Here is a 19,558-nt window from a genome sequence, read left to right on the forward strand (position 1 = left end):
CTTAATTTGGCGACGCGTCATAAATCCATTCTGAAGGATCCATGCGGGTTTGACCTTTCCAAATTTCGAGATGCAATTCCGTTTTTGAATCGCTGTCATCGTAAATAACAGTACCGATACTTTGTTTTGTTTTCACGTTATCGCCTGTTTTTACAAACACGTCTTTCAAATTCGCGTACACGCTCAGATATTCTCCATGGCGAATAATGATAAATTGCCCGGCAGCCGGAATATCACCCACTGCCGTTACTTCTCCATCAAAAACAGCGCGTGCCAAGGCTCCTTTATTGGTAGCAATATCAATACCGTTATTCGAAATGGTAACGCCTTTTAACAACGGATGCGGATGTACGCCGTAGGTACTCACAATAATTCCTTTTACCACAGGCCAAGGCAATTTTCCTTTATTACTCGCAAATGAATTCGACAATTTTTGCGCTTCTGGCGTTAATACCAATCCTTTGGGAGAAGGCTTGTTGTTTTTTTTCGCCTTCGCTCTTTCTCTTTCAATTTCATCTTCAATAATTTTTTGAATTGCCTTTTGCAATTTTTCTGCGTCTTCTTGTTTTTTCGACAAATCTTTTTTCAACTGTTTTTCTTTTTGTTCTAACTCTCCAAACACTTGTTCTTGCTCGGTTTTTTCACCAGTTAAATTTTGTTTTTCAGAAATCTGGTTGGATAATAAATCTTTCTTATCAGATTTTTTTTGTTGTAATTGTTGCACTTTGTCATTTAATTCTTGCTCGGTTTGTTCAATCATTAAAGCCTGTTTGTGGCGATATTCGCTGTATTGCTGTAAATATTTTAATCGCATGTAAGCTTGATTAAAATCTTTCGAAGCAAAAACGTACATCATTCGGCTATATGCATCTTGGTTTTTCCAAGCGAAATAGATCATTTTCGCATATTCTTCTTTGAGCTGTTGGAGTGATACGGTAAGGGTTTGTATCGAATCTTTATTACTCCCGATTTGATTTTCCAATAAATCAATTTCATTGTTAATCGTTTCAATTAATTCTTCGCGTGTGCTTATTTTTTTATTGAGAGAAACCAATTGATATAAGGAAATGCGCTTATTATTTTTTGTCTCACTCAACAATTGATTGGTATATGCAATTTCTTTCAGTAAGCTTTTCTTTTTATTTTCTAAATCTTTTTTCTTCGATTTCTGCGCGAAAGCCTTGTCTGCATGTATAAACAAGCAGGCCATAAAAAAAATTAAATACCGTATGTTAATTTTTCTTGTAATCAATTTCTTCGTATTTCTGAGGAATGGAAAAAGGTACGTTCATTGTCTTTTCATTTGTATTTATCCTCGAATAATCGAGTAAAATAGAAATGTGCTTTTCGGCTTTAATATCGAAATTCGCTTTGCGCGGAAACAGCAACGAATCTTGTTTTTCAAAGTCGCTGAATTTGGCATCAAACGTTCGGTTTTTATCAAAATCTTTGATTACGATACGCGTAATTTTATACAGAACAGGATCTAAAAAAATAATTTCTACAGGGTCTTTTAACTCTTTGTTTTTTTCCAACACTTTTCTTACTTTTCTCTTTCGAATGGTGCTCAAAATGTAATTTCCAGATTTGGAAACGGAAGATTTTAATTTCGTTTCGTCTTCGTAAAAAGCCACACTATTGCCCACCATCATAGATTGTAACATTTCAAAATCCAATTCGGTTTGCAACAAACTATCCACGTAACTGTAATTGCCTTTAAAATACGTATGGTGAATTCGATCCATAAATTTAATGGAATCTTTCGTGATGATTACGCGCGCTACTTCGATGCCAAGAGCAGGCGAAATAGACATCCAAATTACGCTGTCTTTTTTCGAGCGCATGGATACATTAAACGAATTGCTGCTGCTGTCAATCGCCACATCCACACCTATTTTTGCGGAAAGCCAATTGTAATTGAATTCATTTTTTTGAAGATTGGAAAGCAACAATTTTGCTGATTCGTGCTGCAAGGAAATTTTTTTTTCGGTAACAGGTTTCGTCGTTTTACAAGAACTAACAAACAGGATTATCCCCGCTACAGATATACCTTTCCGAACGTTTGAAAAAATATTTTTTTGAACTGATTTTTTACTCATACAATTTTTTATCGGCAATTTTTTTATCTAAAAACTCAGAGCCTTTTCCGTGCTTTTTTGCTTCCGACCAATACTTTAATGCACCTTCTGTATCGCCTGTTTTAAAAAGAATATCTCCGTAATGTTCTAAAATAACCGTGTTATTATTTCCTCCATCGCTAATCGCTTTTTCTGCCCATTTTTTTGCATTTACATAATCTCCTGCTTTGTAAAAAATCCACGCGTACGTATCCTGAAAAGAGCTATTCGCGCTGTCTAAAAGATTCGCGCGTTTTGCCATTTCTTCTGCTTTCGGAAGGTTTTTTCCTTGTAATGAAAGATAATAACTGTAATTGTTTAACACGAAACCGTTGGTAGAATCGGCATCCAGCGATTTATCAAATGCATCAAAACACGTTTGATATTTTTTTAATTTGAATGCTTCATCTCCAATATTGGAATAAAATTGCGCCGTCATTCCTTTATCATCTGACAATACAGAATACTCCACGCCTTGTTGCAAAATAGAAAGTGCCGCGCTATCGTTATGCGCTTGAATTTCTGCGATTCCATTTAATAAATACGGCAAAGGCTGGCTCGGAAACAAATCAATTGTTTGATTGCTTTCCTTCAACAAAGCCGGATAATCAGGTAATTCTGAATCAATAATAATTACTTGATTCCACAGCACAAATTTGCTACTGTCTATCTGAATAGCTTTTCGATAGGCACTGCGCGCGTCTTTTTTACTGCCATCACGATACAAAAAATCGCCATACATCGAATATGCTTTTGCTTCTGAAGGATGCACTCTTACAAGTATTTCGCACAAAGTCATTGCTTGTTTTTTATATTCAGGATGTGTGTCGGAAAGTGTATAATAGGAAAGTAAAATTTTCACTTTGGTATCAATATCTAAATTCGGATTTTCGAACGCTTGTTTTAATTCGTCATACGATTTGTCATCTTGATTCGCACCACGATAATAATCTGCCAAAGACAAATGCGCGAAAGCATTTTGCGGATCAATTTTTAAAATTTGTTGATACATATCGAAGGCTTTTTCTTTCTGTCCTTCTTCCAAATAAATATTTCCGAGCAAGCCATAATAGCGGCTTTCATTGGGATACGCATTAATTAATTTTTTCAATTCTTTTTCTGCATCCGAAAGATGATTTTGTTTTTCATAAATTTTTACTTTTTCGAGCGAAGTGGTTTCTTGAACACCTTTCATTGCTTCAATGCGATCGTACGTTTTAATCGCGTCATTGGGCTTGTTTGCTAACATTTGCGCATCCGCCAAAGCGAGATAAAAATCTTCTCGCGTCGGAAAATTTTTCACCATTTGCTGATATAAATTTACCAAATCATTATATTGTTTCTTATCGCTCAAGCAATCTCCGTAAAGTAATTGATACCAAGGGTTTTTAGGATTTCCCAATGCTGCAGGTTTCGCATACATCATCGCTTTGTCCACATCTTTTTGAAAATGATAAATACCCGCAATCTCGTAGTCTGCCGCATAATTAGAAGGATCTAAACTCAAACATTTGGAAAAAAGCGTAATCGCCATGTCGTAATTTCCCAACATTTTTTCTTTGCATGCATTGTAATAATAATACATGATATCTACTTTTGAGTCGTCCGATTTTTTGCTCGAAACATTCGTAGTTGTTGATGATTTTGCATTGTGATGAAAAACAGAACACGCATTTAGCACGAAAAAAATCATGCTCAAAAAAATAATTTTTCGAAGGCTCGAAAATTTATTTTCTAAATACGTGATGCGAATTTTTTTCATTTAAAAAAAATATTTTTTCAATGATGTGTACTGTAATCTCCGATACTCGCATTGCTTGTCTTTCCAGTATATTCCGTAAAATTTCCAAACATCGAATTGGTAATTTCTGCATCCTTTATTTTACAATTTGTTTGCAGAATACTATTTTTAATTTTCGAATTTTCGATGATGGAATTCTCTCCAATAGAAGCGTGTGGACCAATTATGGAATCTATAATTTTTACATTTTTTCCGATAAAGCAAGGTTCGATAATTTGTACATTTTTCGATTCTGCATGAAGCATTCGCGCATTCACATTGCCTTTTGTATATTCCAACACACGTTGATTGGTGTAAACCGTCGCATCTTTATTTCCACAATCCAACCATTCTGTCACTTTTCCGGGAGCGAATTTTGTGCCTTTCGCTTTCATGTTTTCCAAGGCATTCGTCAATTGGTATTCTCCTTTTTCTTTGATGTTATTATCAATCAAATATTCTAATTCTTTTCTCAAATACGCACCATCTTGAAAATAATAAATTCCAATAATAGCAAGGTCAGAAACAAATGTTTGCGGCTTTTCCACAAAATCCGTAATCACATTTTGAGCATTTACTTTTACCACTCCAAAAGCGCGCGGATCTTCAATTTTTTGAACCCAAATAATTCCTTCGTTTGATGAATCCATTTTAAAATCAGCCTTAAAAAGCGTGTCGGCAAAGGCAATGGTAACTTTCCCGGTTAAACAATTTTTTGCACATAAAATAGCATGCGCAGTACCGAGCGGTTCATCTTGATAAAAAATAGAACCTTTAGCGCCTAAACTTTCCGCTACTTTCAATAAATTATTTTCTGCTTCTTTTCCAAAACGACCGATAACAAAGGCGATTTCGTCTACTTTTTCATCGCATACTTTTGTGATGTCTTCTACGATATGCTGCACCATTGGTTTTCCTGCAATCGGAATCAATGGTTTTGGCGTGGTCAGTGTATGCGGGCGCATCCGTTTTCCCATTCCCGCCATAGGAATAATTATCTTCATAATTCGCTTTTCAAATTTATCGTTTAGAAAAAATATTTTTTTACTTTGTTCCTGTATGCCCAAATCCGCCAGCTCCTCGCTCTGTTTCGAGTAATTCTTTTACTTCTAACCATTCCGCTTGTTCGTGTTTTGCAATCACCATTTGTGCAATGCGCTCACCATCGTTTATCGTAAATTTTTCGGAAGATAAATTCACCAATAATACTTTTAATTCGCCGCGATAATCTGCATCAATTGTTCCCGGGCTGTTTAAAACTGTAATTCCATTTTTAAATGCTAAGCCGCTGCGCGGACGGATTTGGGCTTCTGTTCCTTTTGGTAATTCGATGAATAATCCGGTGGGAATTAAGATTCTTTCCAAGGGCTTTAATTCAACCGGTTGTTCTAGATTAGCACGCAAATCAACACCCGCAGATAATTCTGTAGCGTAATTGGGCAAAGGATGTTTCGATTTATTGATAATTTTCACGTTCATAAAATCAGTTTCAAAAAATATTTTTTCGAGTCCATTTTGGTTTCTCAAAAACGTAGACTGTCGCGATAAAAATCAACAATAAAAAATTATTTTCGAGCAATTTTAAAAAAGCTGAATTTGCATTCAAATGCAAACTCAAAAAGTACAAAGCTACGGATAAACCGAGGTATCCTAAAAACCTTTTTAAATCATAATTAACAGGGTAATGTTTATTTCCGACAAAATACGAAACAACCATCATGGATGCGTAGCAAATAAGCGTTGCCCAAGCCGAAGCGAGGTATCCATATTTCGGAATCCACATAAAATTAATGAATAAGGTAATGGCGGCGCCGAATAAAGTGAGGTATGCTCCGTAATGCGTTTTGTGCGTGAGTTTGTACCAAATAGATAGATTGAAAAAAACACCCAAACATAAATTAGCGAGCAACAAAATAGGAACGACAAATAAACCGACCCGAAAACTTTTTCCGATAAAATACTGAATCCAGGAGAGATTGAGCAAGGTTCCCAGAAATATTGCGCAACAAATAATTACAAAATAATTCATGATGTTGGCATACAAATCTTTGGCATTTTCCTCTTTTGCTTGCGAGAAAAAAAACGGCTCTGCCGCATAACGAAAGGTTTGTGTGAAAATGGTAAGTATGATGGAAATTTTATAACACGCGCCATAAATCCCGATTTGCGCTTCTCCGATATTGGAAGGAAGTAAATATTTTAAAATAATCCGGTCGAACGTTTCATTGATCATGCCCGCCAAACCGGCTATCAATAAAGGCGAGGCGTAAACCATCATCCTTTTCCAAAGCACTTTGTCAAATTGAAATCCTGTTTTTAAAATTCCGGGAATCAATAATAAAAGTGTAGCCACGCTGGCAAAAAGTCCGGCAATAAATGCATATCCAATACCAATATTCGGATCGTAAAATGAATTCACAAAAAGGTAAAAAATAGATTCCGGATTCTTATATACCTTGCTACAAAAGGCGATAAAGAAAAAATTAAATCCGATGTTGATGGCAATATTTGCAATTTTCATCCATGCAAATGTTTTGGCTTTGTGTTGTTCGCGCAGTTTCGCAAAAGCGATGGATGTAATCGAATCAAAACCTAAAATAAAAGCAAACCAAACAATGTATTCGGGGTGTTTCGGATAACGAATTAAATCTGCAATGTTTTGCCTAAAAAAACAAAGTAAAAAAATAAATGCGAAAGACGAAATTAAGAGTGAAACAATGGCTGTTCCGTAAACTTTTTCTTTGTTCGGTTCGTTGCGACAAAAATTAAAAAGAGCCGTTTCCATGCCGTACGTTAGCACGATCATCAAAAAAGACGAGTAGGCGTACATCTCGGTCATAGTACCGTAATCGTGCGTAGTAAACGTGTAAGTGTAAAGCGGAACAAGGAGGTAATTCAGCAAACGTCCAACGATGGTTGGAAGTCCGTAAATAGCAGTTTCTCCGGCAAGTTTTTTAAGTGGATTCAACGATTGTTTTCAAGTTTTTTTCAGGTAAAAAATAGGTGTCTGAAAAATTATTTTCCTGTAAAATTAGCTTTTCTTTTTTCTAAAAATGCGCTCGTACCTTCTTTAAAATCTTCTGTACCAAAACATTTTCCGAACTCATTTATTTCTGTTTGAAAACCATCTGTTCCATTTTCGAAATAAGCATTTATCGCATTGATAACACCTGTAATTGCTTTCGGTGATTTGCTTTCTATCTTCTCGATAATTTCAATACACTTCGGAATAAGTTGTTCAACCGTTGTTACATGATTTACCAAACCCAATTGTAGTGCTTGTTCCGCAGTAATCATATCTGCAGTAGCATGCAATTCAAACGCTTTTGCTTTTCCGATAAGCTGCACCAAACGCTGCGTTCCACCGTAACCAGCAATCAATCCGAGGTTTACTTCCGGCTGTCCGAATTTTGCATTTTCGCTTGCAACGCGCAAATGACAAGCCATTGCGAGTTCGCAACCTCCGCCTAAAGCAAATCCGTTTACGGCAGAGATAACTGGTTTCGGAGAAGTTTCAATACTTCTAAAAACATCATGTCCGGCTTGTGCTAAGGCTTTTCCTTGTTCAACAGAAAGTCCGACAAATTCAGAAATATCAGCGCCAGCAACAAATGATTTTGCACCAGAACCAGTAATAATAATAGCCTTTACCAGATTATCGGCAATCGCATTTTTGATTGCTTCGCCAATTTCTTGCACTGTTTTTTTATTGAGGGCATTTAATTTATCTGGACGATTAATCGTAATCGTAAAAATACCGTTTTCTGTTTTCGTTAAAAGATTTTCGAAGCTCATATTTTTGATTTAGAAATTTCTATTTTTTTCCACCCATTCGGTGATGTAAGCAATAATTCCTTTGGTATCTGTTCCCGGCGGAAACAGTCGCCCAACGCCTTGTCCGTTTAATTTTTTCATATCCGCATCCGGAATAATTCCGCCGCCGGTGAGTAACACATCGTCCATCTTTTTTTCCTTCATCAACTTTATGATTTTAGGAAAAACAGTGTTGTGTGCTCCTGACAAAATACTAATTCCGATGGCATCCGCATCTTCCTGTAAAGCAGCATTTACAACCATTTCAGGCGTTTGGCGCAAACCTGTATAAATTACTTCCATTCCAGCATCGCGCAAAAAGGAAGCAATTATTTTCGCTCCGCGATCGTGTCCGTCAAGCCCTACTTTGGCTACTAAAACTCGTATAGGTCGCTTCATAATTTATTTTTTGAATAGCACAAAAATAGAATTTATTTACAGACGGAAGCGAATGAAAGGAATTGAAATTGATGTTTTGAAAAAATATTTTTAATTTTTGAATGATAAAAAACACGTTCGAAAAATTATTTTTTTGAAGACTTTTTTTAACGAAATTTTATTTGTGAAAAAACAAATACGCTATAAAAATGGCGGCAATGGCTCCAGCCAAATCGGTCATTAAACCAAAGGGAACTGCGTAACGTGTTTTTTTAATATCAACAGAACCAAAATAAAGAGCAACAATATAAAGAGTAGTATCCGCAGAGCCTTGAAAAACACAGGATAATCGTCCCGGAAAAGAATCGACTCCGTAGGTGTGCATCGTCTCTACCATCACAGCCTGCGCACCGCTTCCGCTAAGTGGTTTCATAAAAGCAGTGGGCAATGCAGGAACAAAATCAGTATTAAAACCCATTGCGGCAAACAAATGCCCAGTTCCTGAAATAATTATATCCATTGCTCCCGAAGCTCTGAAAACGCCAATTGCCACCAACATCGCGACCAAATACGGAATAACTTTTATGGTAGTTGTAAAACCTTCTTTTGCTCCTTCTACAAAAGTTTCATAGACACTTATTTTTCGAAAAAAAGCGACCGAAAAAAAAGAAACAATAATCGAGAATAAAATAAAAGCGCTGACAATGTTCGAAATACGAGAAATATCTGCTTGCGACAGTGATGTAAAATAATAGATAACTCCTCCAATACAAGCACTAATTCCGAGAATCCAAGAGAGAATTACTTTATCGAATAAATTTATTTTTTGTTTGATACTCACCAAAATCATTCCGGTAAGTGTCGCAAAATAAGTGGCAATTAAAATGGGAATAAATATATCGGCAGGATTGGCGGCACCAAGCTGAACGCGGAATGCCATAATGGATACAGGAATTAATGTTAATCCGGCAGTATTCAATACCAAAAACATAATTTGAGCATTGGAAGCAGTATCTTTATTAGGATTTAATTCTTGTAAGCTCTGCATTGCCTTTAATCCGAGTGGTGTTGAGGCATTCCCAAGTCCTAACATATTGGCAGAAAGATTCATTAATATACTTCCGATGGCGGGATGATTTTTCGGAATTTCTGGAAACAAGCGATTAAAAAACGGTCCAACAATGCGCGAAATAAAATTAATAGCTCCTGCTTTTTCGCCCACCTTCATAATGCCCATCCAAAGCGACATAGCACCCGTTAAGCCTAATGAAATATCAAAAGCTGTTTTAGCAGAGTCAAATGTGCTGTTCAACATATTCGGAAATGCGGAAGCATCACCAAAAACAATTAAACGCACCAAACCTACAATGAAAGCGATGATAAAAAAGGCAACCCAAATATAATTCAGAATCATCGAAAATGCTTATTTGAAAAAATATCTTTTTCAAATGTAAAAATATTTTTTGGAAGTCTTTTTTAGTCCAATTTTTCTCTTCTCGAAAAATTAATTTTTCGAGAAGAGAAAAACGTCTCAAAATATTTTTCACCTGAAAATTAGGAAATCTCTTCTTTTTATATCAAATTTGATGTTCTCTAACATAATTCATACGATGAAAAATAAAATTACTTTATCCGTAACTGCATCTTTATTGATTGGGAGTGCCTTGATGGCACAACAAAATAACTGGGTTCAGAAAATGCATGATCCTTCCGTTAATTTTTATGAAACCCAAAAGGCATTTTCGAATTGGAATATGCAAGAATCGGAAAAAACAGCTAATAAGTCTGCTTCCAAATCAAAAATGTTGAAAGAGCAAAACGATGGCGAAGGAGCAGAAGGAGAAAATGAGAGACCAGGTTACGAAGTTTATAAAACATGGGAATATTTTATGGCTCCAAGGGTTTATCCTTCTGGAGATATTACCTTGCCTTCCACCAACATGGAACGATTTAAAGAATATTTATCTCACCGAAGTGCCAAAAAAACACCTGCTGCTTTTGCAAGTTCTTGGACATTTTTAGGACCTACTCAAGAACCCGCTAATGGCGGTGTTGGGAGAGTGAATGTAGTGCGTTTTGATCCTACTAACACAAGTATTATATACATTGGTGCTCCTGTGGGTGGTTTGTGGAAATCAACAGACGCTGGGAGTACCTGGACTGAAGTAAACACGGATCAATTATCTGTCATCGGAGTATCCGATGTCGCTATTGACCCAAGCAATAACCAAATATTATATCTTGCTACTGGAGATGGCGATGCAAGCGATACGTACAGCGCAGGAGTTTTAAAATCAACTGATGGTGGAGCTACTTGGAATACAACTGGATTGAATTGGCCCGTAAGCAATGGATATACTATTAATCGATTGTTGATCAATCCGAGTAATCCAAGTATTATTTATGCAGGAGGAAGTAAAGGTATTTATCGAAGTTCAAACGGAGGAGGAAGCTGGACACAAGTTACCGCCACTCCTGTAAAATCAATGGAATTTCAACCAGGAAATCCAACGATCATTTACGGCTGCGACAAGTCATTTGTTCGTTCGACCAATAACGGACTCACATTTACGGGGATTACATCTGGCTTGCCTTCCTCTGGTGCTGTGGTTCGAATGTCTTTGGCAGTATCTCCCGCTAATGCTAATTATGTATATGTGGTAGCTGCTGATATTACGAATAATGGGTTTTACGGAATGTATCGCTCTACTAATGGCGGTACTACTTTTACGACACAAGATGCAAATTCAACGCCTAATTTACTCGGCTTTAATTATGATGGAAGCGACATGGGAGGGCAAGGATGGTATACCCTTTCAATCGCGGTATCGCCAACAAATGCGAATGAAGTAGCAGTAGGAGGCGTAAATATTTGGCAATCTACAGATGGTGGGGTAAATTGGAATTTGAATGCTGATTGGACAGGAACCGGCGCTCCTTACGTTCATGCAGATATTCACAATCTCAACTTTCTGAATGGCACAACGCTTTTTACAGGTTGTGATGGAGGCGTATTTCAAACTCCAGATGATGGAAACACATGGAATGATATTGGTAATAATTTGCAAATAGGAGAAATGTACGGACTTGGAATGTCTGCTACTAATGCTGGAACTATTATCAGTGGCTGGCAAGATAATGGGACGAATTTTTTAAGCGGAGGCTCTTGGGGAGAAACCTTGGGAGGAGATGGAATGAAATGTTTTATTGATTGGTCCAATGACAACAACATGTTTGGAGAACAATACAACGGAAGTTTAAATAAAACAACCAATGGTGGTGCTTCTTGGCAAGGATTAAACATCCCTACCAGCGAAACAGGGGCTTGGGTTACGCCTTGGTGGCAAGATCCAAACACATCTAATACGATTTATGTGGGATATGTCAATATGTGGAAATCTACGAACTTAGGGAACAGTTGGTCGCAAATGGGTACAGTTCCAGGAAGCGACAATGTGGTACAATTTGCCATTGCCCCTTCTAATTCGCAAGTGTTATACGTTGTGAAACAATCCGGAGTTTACAAAACAATCAACGGTGGAACAAGCTGGACAACTATTACATTAGGCTTACCTGCAGGAGCAGCAGCAATGACGTATGTTTCTATTTCTCCAACCAGCGCAAACAAAGCATGGGTAACTTTTTCAGGATATTCAGCTGGAAATAAAGTTTTCATGACAAATGATGGCGGAGCTACTTGGACCAATCTTTCCAATGGATTGCCTAATTTACCTGTAAACTGTGTGGTCTATCAAAACGGATCTCCTGATGGTGTTTATGTAGGAACCGATGTTGGTGTTTATTACAAAGACAGCACTCTTGCTTCTTTTCAGCCTTATTTTACAGGCTTGCCAAATGTAAAAGTGGATCAATTAGCCATTTATTATCCAACTTCTAAACTCAGAGCAGCCACATACGGAAGAGGAATTTGGGAAAATAATTTATACAATCCTTTAGCCTTACCAACGGCTGCTTTTACACAAAGTGCCACAACAAGTTGTGCAGGAAACACGGTTAATTTTACAGATCAATCATCTCCAAATCCTACTTCATGGACTTGGCAATTTTCAGGAGGAACACCTCCAACATCGCTTCTGCAAAATCCTTCGGTGGTATATAATACCGCTGGAACATACAATGTTTTTTTGAAAGTATCCAATAGCAATGGCGCTGATTCTATCACAAAAAACAGTGTTATTACAATTAATCCAGATCCTGCCGTGCCAAGTATCACACAAGCTGGAAATATCCTTACTTGTACAAGTACAGGTTTAAGTTATCAATGGTATTATAATGGTCACATTTTAAACGGCGCAGTAAATCAAACCTATACGTTTACAACAAATGGTCATTATACAGTTATTGTTACCAATCCTTTCGGATGCTCGGCTACATCACCTGCCGATACCGTTATTGATGCCGGAATACAAGAAAACATTACTCAAAATTCATTCTCCGTTTTCCCAAATCCGAATAACGGAAATTTTACGCTTCACTTTACAGTGAATAAAATGAGTGATTATACAATTGAAATTCACAACGTTGTAGGACAAATTGTTTACAAAGAAAATCTTGGAAATTTTCTCGGAACGTATTCCAAACAAATTAATTTAGCAGGTTTCGGAAAAGGCATTTACATGCTTTCGCTTCGTAATTCAAATAATCAGGGCGCTAAAAAGATAATTGTCTATTGATACATTTCCTTCATTTTGTCAGAAATCCCGCACCTAAAAATGCGGGATTTTTTATGCTCCGAAAAATTATTTTTTTAAACGTGCTTTTTGGAAGGAAATAAAATCGCGTTTTATACTAAATTTGACACATTCTATTTTCACTTTTCGAGTAAGCTGTATGGATAAAATTTTTTACCCGTTTTTCGACGGAATTTCTGAAAATGACAAAACATTTTACGATGTGTCGGATTTTCCTTGGGTGAAAGACGTAGAAGCTTCATGGCACATTATAAAAAACGAGGTATTGGCATACATGCAAGATCCTCAAAATTTACATCCTTATTTTGCCAATGATTTGATGAATGCGCCCGAAAAATGGAAAACATTTGGTTTGTATGCTTGGGGAATTTGTGTGTCGAAAAAAAATTGTGCCGCTTGTCCGGAAACACTAAAAATTTTACGAAAAATTCCAAATATTATTTCTGTTGGCGTAAGTGTAATGGAGCCACATGCAGAAATAAAGCCCCATTTTGGAGATACGAACGCAATTATGCGTTGCCATTTGGGATTGGTTGTTCCGACTTCCTTGCCCGATATTGGATTTCATGTAGGATACGAGGATAGAAGTTGGGAAGAGGGAAAATTATTGATGTTTAACGATGCTGCCTATCACCGCGCTTGGAACAATACTTCTGAGCGAAGAGTAATTATTTTATTTGACGTTATGCGACCAGAATTTGCAGCTAAAAAGCGCGCTGTTTGTGCCAACGTTTTAGGTATTTTATCCTGGCAATTTATCACATTAAAAATTCGTATTTTACGAATGCTTCCAAAAATAATTCAAAAACCTTTTTGGTGGATGTTGAGCAAATTGATTTTGTTTTATTTCTCTTTGTTGAAACGCTCTTCCACTTTGCTCTAATGCAATGAGAAGCATTTTTTACAGTCCGAAAAAATAATTTTTCAAGCAGTAAAAAATGCTATTAACACATCGTATGATTGTTGCGGTTGATCCGCATGAATCCAATGTCCTGCACCAGAAATTGTTTTAATTTCAACGTCGAAAAAATATTTTTTCACAAGCTCAAAATCACTCTCCGAAATGTAATGTGATTTTTCGCCGCGAATAAAAAGTGTCGATAAATTTTCCAAAGGTTTTTTCGGCAAAGGAGTTTCCATTCCCACTTCATTTATATTTTTCGCAATCACATTCAAATTAAAACGCCAAGCTAATTTATCAGGCGCATCTTCACGCCAATAAAGGTTTTTTAATAAAAATTGTTTCGTGGAAACATCGGAAATAAATTTCGAAATAATTTCTTCGGCTTGCTTGCGCGAAGTCATTTTTTCTAAATCAACGGCTTGTAATGCGTCTAAAATTTGTTGGTGATGCACCGCATAAAATTTCGGTGAAATATCAATCACCACTAATTTTTTTACTTTGTCAGGATGTTGCAAAGCAAAATACATCGCTGCTTTTCCGCCCATAGAATGCCCAATTACAATGGGATTTTGGATTTTTTCATCGTTTATTAATTCCAATAAATCAGCACTCATTACTTCGTAATTCCAAATTTCACTTTGCGGAGAATGTCCGTGATTGCGTAAATCCACCAAATACACTTCGTAATTTTCTGCCAATTTTTTTCCCAACGTTTGCCAATTATCCGATGCTCCGAAAAGTCCGTGAAGAATAATAATTGGTTGTCCTTGACCATATTTTCTGAAAAATAATTTCATCTGAAAAATTTATTTTAAAAGTCGCAAATAAAGCGGAATCGTATTTTCCAATCCGAAATACAAAGCGTCTGCAATCAGCGCATGACCGATGGAAACTTCCGCTAAATGCGGAATGTTTTGTGCGAAATATTTTAAATTTTCCAAGCTCAAATCGTGTCCGGCATTTATTCCGAGTTTTAATTGATGTGCTAATTTTGCCGCATCTGCGTAGGGTCTTACGGCTTTTTTCTTGTCCGAAAAATAATTTTTAGCGTATGCTTCTGTGTACAATTCTATTCTGTCAGCCAATGTTTCAGGCACCTTTTCCAAATTTTTCAAATCTGTATCGACAAAAATAGAAGTGCGAATTTTATTTTTTTTCAGTTCTCCAATAATTTCTTTCAGAAAAATTTTATTTTTTTGAATGTTCCAACCTGCGTTAGATGTAATGGCTTCGGGCGGATCCGGCACCAAGGTTACTTGCGCGGGTTTTATTTTCAACACCAATTCCATAAATTTTTTGGTAGGATACCCTTCAATATTAAATTCCGTTTTCAACAAAGGTTTCAATGCCAAAGCGTCGCTGTAACGGATGTGGCGCTCGTCTGGACGTGGATGCACCGTAATTCCTTCCGCACCAAAACGTTCGCAGTCTACCGCCGCTTTTAATACATCCGGAATGTTTCCTCCGCGCGCATTGCGAAGCGTAGCAATTTTATTTATGTTTACACTCAGTTTTGTCATCTTGCGAAGAATTTTATGCAAAGCTAAAAAATCATAACTTTGTATGATGTGTTTTTGCTGATAATTAAAAGGGAAAGCGAAAAATTAATTTTTTGAAGACAATAAAATGCTGGCGAAAGATCTCATAACGGACGAAGTTCCTCCTTTAAAATTAACAGATACTGGTCTGAAAGCCTTGGGCTGGATGGACGAGTTAAAAGTATCGCATTTGCCGATTATCAATAAAAACGAATTAATTGGTTTGATTTCCGAAACCGATATTTTGGATTTAAACGCTCCTGATGAGCAATTTGGGAAACAAAAATTATCGCTGATTCGTCCGTTTGTGTACGGACATTTGCATATTTACGATGTAATTAAAACAATCGCAATGATGCACGTTTCCTTAATTCCCGTGCTGGATACGGACGAGCATTACCTCGGACTCATTACGCAAAAAAAATTAATACAAAGCGTTGCGGAAATTACCGATGCTGGCGAACCCGGAGGAATTGTAGTGCTGGAGCTGAATGTAAACGATTATTCGATGACGCACATTGCGCAAATGGTGGAAGGAAACAACGCAAAAATTTTGAGTAGTTACGTTACCACACACAAAGATTCCACGAAATTAGACCTAACCTTAAAAATTAATAAACAAGATTTATCGGCGATTTTACAAACGTTTACGCGATATAATTATAGAATAAAAGCATCTTTTCATCAAAGCGGATTGTTGGAAGACACGAAAGATCGCTTCGATTCATTTATGAATTATATCAACATATAATTCCCTGTTTATGCGATGTTGCTGAATTTTATTTTTCTTTTTTCTTTCTTTTTTTCTTCTTTTTTTTCGACTCATTCGACTGAAAAAAAAATTTTCGCAGTGCCTTTTTCTTCGATAGATTCTTCCAAGAATAATTTTTCGGACGTGCAAAAGTACGTCGTAATAAATGCGATTTATATTGTTGGAAATAAAGTAACAAAACGATCTGTCGTAACGCGCGAACTCAATTTTTCTGAAGGCGATACGCTCTCCGAGAAAATAATTTTTCAAACACTAAATAATGCGAAAGAAAATTTATTGAATACGTCGCTTTTTAATTTTGTAACGATTGATACATCTCGCGAAAGCGAAAACAAAATCGACATCACTATAACTTTAGCGGAACGCTGGTACACTTGGCCAGAGCCGATTTTGAGCGTAGATGCAACTAATTTTAATACCTGGTGGCTCACCAAAGATTTATCCAAAATAAATTACGGGATAAATTTATTGCGTTATAATTTTCTCGGATTAAATCAAACTATCGGCATTCGAATTCAGGATGGTTACGATCAACAATTGGGCATTTTTTATTCCATTCCGTACATCAATAAAAAGCAAAATAGTGGACTCGGTTTCGCCGTGGTATATGCGCGAAATCACGAAATTGATTATGCCACAAAAAATAATGTGCTCGAATATTACAACGATTTAAACGGTTATGCGCGCACCAATTTGTACGAACGTATCAATTATTCGAATCGGCAAGGAATTTACAATCGTTATTTTGCGGAGTTGCGTTACAACAAATGTTCGATTGCAGATAGCTTGCAAACATTGGCAACTAATTATTTTAGTGAGAACACTTCGAGCATGAATTTTTTTTCCGCGTACGCTGCTTTTACGTGTGATCACCGCGATTCTAAACCGTATCCGCTCAAAGGATATTATTTGGGAATCGGCATTACAAAATTAGGTTTGGGTATTTTACAAAACACTAATTTAGATGTACTTTTTGTGGAAGCATCCGCTAGAAAATATTGGAAATTGAGTAATCGTTTTTATTTTGCATCGGAATTGAAAGGAAAAATTTCGGACAACAATGCGCAACCGTATTATGTGGAACGCGCGCTTGGATACAACGATTACGTAAGAGGATATGAATATTATGTAATTAACGGACAAAATTTTGGATTGATGAAAAATGAATTGCGTTATGAAATTATCAAACCGAGGGTTCAAAAAATTAAATTTTTGAAGTGGGAAAAATTCAATAAACCGTATTACGCATTGTACGCAAGTATTTTTTCGGACATTGCGTATGTGCAAGACAATGAAAATTTTTTATACAATAATTTAGCAAATTCTTGGATTTACGGAAGCGGCGTCGGGCTTGATTTAACAACGTATTACGACGGTGTTTTTCGAATCGAATATTCAGTAAACAGACAAATGCAAAGCGGATTCTTTCTGCATTTTACAGCACCTTTATAAAGCTTCAAAAAAATAACTTTTTGAAACCAATTTTTAATTAAAAATTTATTTAATGAAGGCATCTGATTTCGGGAAGTTCCGATCGAATGCGAGGAAATCGCCCGACGAATAGGCTTCAGGAAGCTAAAATAAAATGAGAAAGCAAAGCCTTGAATTTTTGTTTCTTTTTTTTCAAGAAAAAAGAAAGAAGAAAAAAAATATCTTTGATATAATTTATTACGTTCAAAAAAATAATTTTTCAAAATGAAAATAGCCATTTACGGACGATCCTCCAAACAAAATCTTTCTGAAAAAGTAAATGATTTATTGCAAACCTTGCAACAACATCAGGCGGAAATCATTGTGTTTGAACCTTTTCTGCACTTTCTTCAAAAAAATAATTTTTTGAAAGTAAAAACGGAAACCTTTAAAACCCACGCCGACATTGCGCACAGCGTAGATTATTTATTGAGCATTGGCGGTGACGGAACACTTTTGGAAACGATTGCATTTGTAAAAAATTCTGGAATTCCCATTTTGGGAATTAATACAGGCAGGCTGGGATTCCTTGCCAATGTGGCGAAAGAAGAAATTAAATCTGCTATCGAAGCGCTTTACAACAAACAATTTACATTGGATAAACGCGCGCTTTTGCGCTTGGAAACAGAATCGAATTTATTTGGCGACATGAATTATGCGCTGAACGAATTTACAGTGTTGAAAAAAGATTCTTCCGCAATGATGACCATTCATTCGTACATCGACGATGAATTTTTAAATTCCTATTGGGCGGATGGATTAATTGTTTCTACGCCCACCGGTTCTACCGCGTATTCATTGAGTTGTGGCGGCCCGATTGTTATGCCCGATTCTGAAAATTTTATTATTACGCCCATTGCGCCACACAATTTGAACGTTCGTCCAGTAATTCTTCCGGATACGCACAGCTTGAAATTGCGCGTGGAAGGCCGAAGTCCGCATTACCTTGTTTCGTTGGATTCGCGCACTGCCGTGATTGATGCCTCGATTGAAATGACCTTGAAAAAAGAAAATTTCAAATTAAATTTAATCAAATTCAATCATCAAAATTTTCTGAATACGATTCGTACCAAACTGATGTGGGGAATTGATAGTAGAAATTAAAGTTTGAAAAATAATTTTTTCAAGCTGGTTTCATTTTCTTAATTTCTTTTTTCTTGATAAAAAAGAAACAAAAAATCAAGAAAGCATAATTCCTCACGCACAAGCTTATTAACATCGTATGCTTTCTCTGCCTGCGCACTTCAAAAAAATAATTTTTCAACCCCCTTTTTAACGGCATCTGATTTCGAATAAAATTTTAGTGAAATGAAATCGTGATGAATTCGGGATTTCCGAGCCTGCGAGGAAATCACCCGACGAATAGATTTCAGGAAACTAAAATAAAATGAGAAATCAAAGCCTTGAATTTTTCTTTGTTTGAAGACAAATCTTGATGTTAAGGTTTATGTTTTTTAAGTTCCGTTTCTAAAAGACTTTTCAAATCCGCATATTTATATTTGAGTGCGATGGCAGAAATAGAAATTACCGTTCCGTAAGAATTGTAATTTAATTGCATTACCTTTTTTCTAAACCTATTTTGTTGGTTATCAATATAATTTTGTGGATTTTTAACAATTATATTTAAGAATTTTTGGTTCGATACTTTTGGTTCTCTAATTTCATTAATATCTGCCCAAGGAATAAAGCCCGCACTTACTCCACTTGCGTTGTCTAAAATCCCTTCTGGAGAAATTATAAGTCCAGGGGAATTATCTCCCAATTTTTTTACAATAAAGAAAAAAATCATTCCAAAAAATAATATTCCAGAAATTCCGGCTGTCCACAAAATCATTGGATTCCTAAAAAAAAAAGTTCCTTCTGCCGGTGGATTGATGGCTTTGGATATAATCCATACGCCAAGTCCAACAAAAATAAGGCAACCGATTAGCATTAAAAAAAGTTTTTGTTTGCTGAGTTGAATTTCAATTTTATCCATTTTTTAATTTTTAGTTGTCACGATTGCCGTTAAGATGCGAATTTACTCAATAACATTAATAATCAGAAAAGTATTTGTGTGGACACAAATTTTTAG

General features: G+C 36.3%; 17 protein-coding genes. 5 read left to right on the forward strand and 12 right to left on the reverse strand.

The features are described from left to right. Position 1: 1 nt before the first annotated feature. The 9 genes from ABIZ51_08330 to ABIZ51_08370 all read right to left on the reverse strand — a co-directional run bounded on the left by ABIZ51_08330 (position 2) and on the right by ABIZ51_08370 (position 9,502). A complete protein-coding gene (locus ABIZ51_08330) occupies positions 2 to 1,210 on the reverse strand; it encodes a peptidoglycan DD-metalloendopeptidase family protein (protein ID MEO7088781.1) in 1,209 nt (402 codons plus the stop codon). A gap of 22 nt (positions 1,211 to 1,232) precedes the next feature. After that, positions 1,233 to 2,099: a DUF4292 domain-containing protein gene (locus tag ABIZ51_08335; protein ID MEO7088782.1), complete on the reverse strand. Its 867-nt coding sequence runs from the start codon at positions 2,097 to 2,099 to the stop codon at positions 1,233 to 1,235. Next, on the reverse strand, positions 2,092 to 3,879 hold the full coding sequence (locus ABIZ51_08340) for a tetratricopeptide repeat protein (protein ID MEO7088783.1): 1,788 nt from the start codon (positions 3,877 to 3,879) through the stop codon (positions 2,092 to 2,094). The genes ABIZ51_08335 and ABIZ51_08340 overlap by 8 nt, the downstream gene beginning before the upstream one ends. A gap of 17 nt (positions 3,880 to 3,896) precedes the next feature. Further along, positions 3,897 to 4,901 (reverse strand): sugar phosphate nucleotidyltransferase, encoded by a 1,005-nt coding sequence (locus tag ABIZ51_08345; protein MEO7088784.1) that lies wholly within the window; start codon positions 4,899 to 4,901, stop codon positions 3,897 to 3,899. 40 nt (positions 4,902 to 4,941) lie between these two features. Then, positions 4,942 to 5,376, reverse strand: a complete 435-nt coding sequence (dut, locus tag ABIZ51_08350) for a dUTP diphosphatase (protein ID MEO7088785.1) — start codon at positions 5,374 to 5,376, stop codon at positions 4,942 to 4,944. Between the two features lie 10 nt (positions 5,377 to 5,386). After that, a complete protein-coding gene (locus tag ABIZ51_08355; protein MEO7088786.1) occupies positions 5,387 to 6,865 on the reverse strand; it encodes an oligosaccharide flippase family protein in 1,479 nt (492 codons plus the stop codon). A 47-nt stretch (positions 6,866 to 6,912) separates the two neighbouring features. Next, positions 6,913 to 7,692 (reverse strand): enoyl-CoA hydratase-related protein, encoded by a 780-nt coding sequence (locus ABIZ51_08360; GenBank protein MEO7088787.1) that lies wholly within the window; start codon positions 7,690 to 7,692, stop codon positions 6,913 to 6,915. Between the two features lie 9 nt (positions 7,693 to 7,701). Beyond that, on the reverse strand, positions 7,702 to 8,109 hold the full coding sequence (locus ABIZ51_08365; protein ID MEO7088788.1) for a cobalamin B12-binding domain-containing protein: 408 nt from the start codon (positions 8,107 to 8,109) through the stop codon (positions 7,702 to 7,704). 157 nt (positions 8,110 to 8,266) lie between these two features. After that, complete coding sequence (locus ABIZ51_08370) at positions 8,267 to 9,502, reverse strand: nucleoside recognition domain-containing protein (protein MEO7088789.1); 1,236 nt, start codon at positions 9,500 to 9,502, stop codon at positions 8,267 to 8,269. Between the two features lie 196 nt (positions 9,503 to 9,698). On the opposite strand from ABIZ51_08370, the gene ABIZ51_08375 reads away from it, so the two are divergent. Beyond that, complete coding sequence (locus ABIZ51_08375) at positions 9,699 to 12,782, forward strand: PKD domain-containing protein (GenBank protein MEO7088790.1); 3,084 nt, start codon at positions 9,699 to 9,701, stop codon at positions 12,780 to 12,782. A gap of 157 nt (positions 12,783 to 12,939) precedes the next feature. Next, the gene (locus ABIZ51_08380) at positions 12,940 to 13,683 is read left to right on the forward strand and encodes an aspartyl/asparaginyl beta-hydroxylase domain-containing protein (GenBank protein ID MEO7088791.1); all 744 of its coding nucleotides are present in this window, start codon (positions 12,940 to 12,942) and stop codon (positions 13,681 to 13,683) included. A 41-nt stretch (positions 13,684 to 13,724) separates the two neighbouring features. Here ABIZ51_08380 and ABIZ51_08385 read toward each other — a convergent pair whose 3' ends face one another. Both ABIZ51_08385 and ABIZ51_08390 read right to left on the reverse strand, forming a co-directional pair. Continuing rightward, positions 13,725 to 14,501: an alpha/beta fold hydrolase gene (locus ABIZ51_08385; protein MEO7088792.1), complete on the reverse strand. Its 777-nt coding sequence runs from the start codon at positions 14,499 to 14,501 to the stop codon at positions 13,725 to 13,727. Between the two features lie 9 nt (positions 14,502 to 14,510). Beyond that, the gene (locus tag ABIZ51_08390; GenBank protein ID MEO7088793.1) at positions 14,511 to 15,224 is read right to left on the reverse strand and encodes a pyridoxine 5'-phosphate synthase; all 714 of its coding nucleotides are present in this window, start codon (positions 15,222 to 15,224) and stop codon (positions 14,511 to 14,513) included. A gap of 106 nt (positions 15,225 to 15,330) precedes the next feature. Here ABIZ51_08390 and ABIZ51_08395 point away from each other — a divergent pair, with 106 nt between their 5' ends. From ABIZ51_08395 to ABIZ51_08405, 3 genes are all read left to right on the forward strand, one after another. After that, positions 15,331 to 15,993 (forward strand): CBS domain-containing protein, encoded by a 663-nt coding sequence (locus ABIZ51_08395; GenBank protein MEO7088794.1) that lies wholly within the window; start codon positions 15,331 to 15,333, stop codon positions 15,991 to 15,993. A gap of 144 nt (positions 15,994 to 16,137) precedes the next feature. Continuing rightward, a complete protein-coding gene (locus tag ABIZ51_08400; GenBank protein MEO7088795.1) occupies positions 16,138 to 17,466 on the forward strand; it encodes a POTRA domain-containing protein in 1,329 nt (442 codons plus the stop codon). A 243-nt stretch (positions 17,467 to 17,709) separates the two neighbouring features. Continuing rightward, on the forward strand, positions 17,710 to 18,588 hold the full coding sequence (locus ABIZ51_08405) for an NAD kinase (protein MEO7088796.1): 879 nt from the start codon (positions 17,710 to 17,712) through the stop codon (positions 18,586 to 18,588). 334 nt (positions 18,589 to 18,922) lie between these two features. On the opposite strand, the gene ABIZ51_08410 is transcribed toward ABIZ51_08405, so the two are convergent. Further along, positions 18,923 to 19,462, reverse strand: coding sequence for an STM3941 family protein (locus tag ABIZ51_08410; GenBank protein ID MEO7088797.1), 540 nt, complete (start codon positions 19,460 to 19,462; stop codon positions 18,923 to 18,925). Positions 19,463 to 19,558: the final 96 nt, after the last annotated feature.

The sequence above is a fragment of the Bacteroidia bacterium genome (genome assembly GCA_039924845.1).
Lineage (GTDB): Bacteria > Bacteroidota > Bacteroidia > DATLTG01 > DATLTG01 > DATLTG01.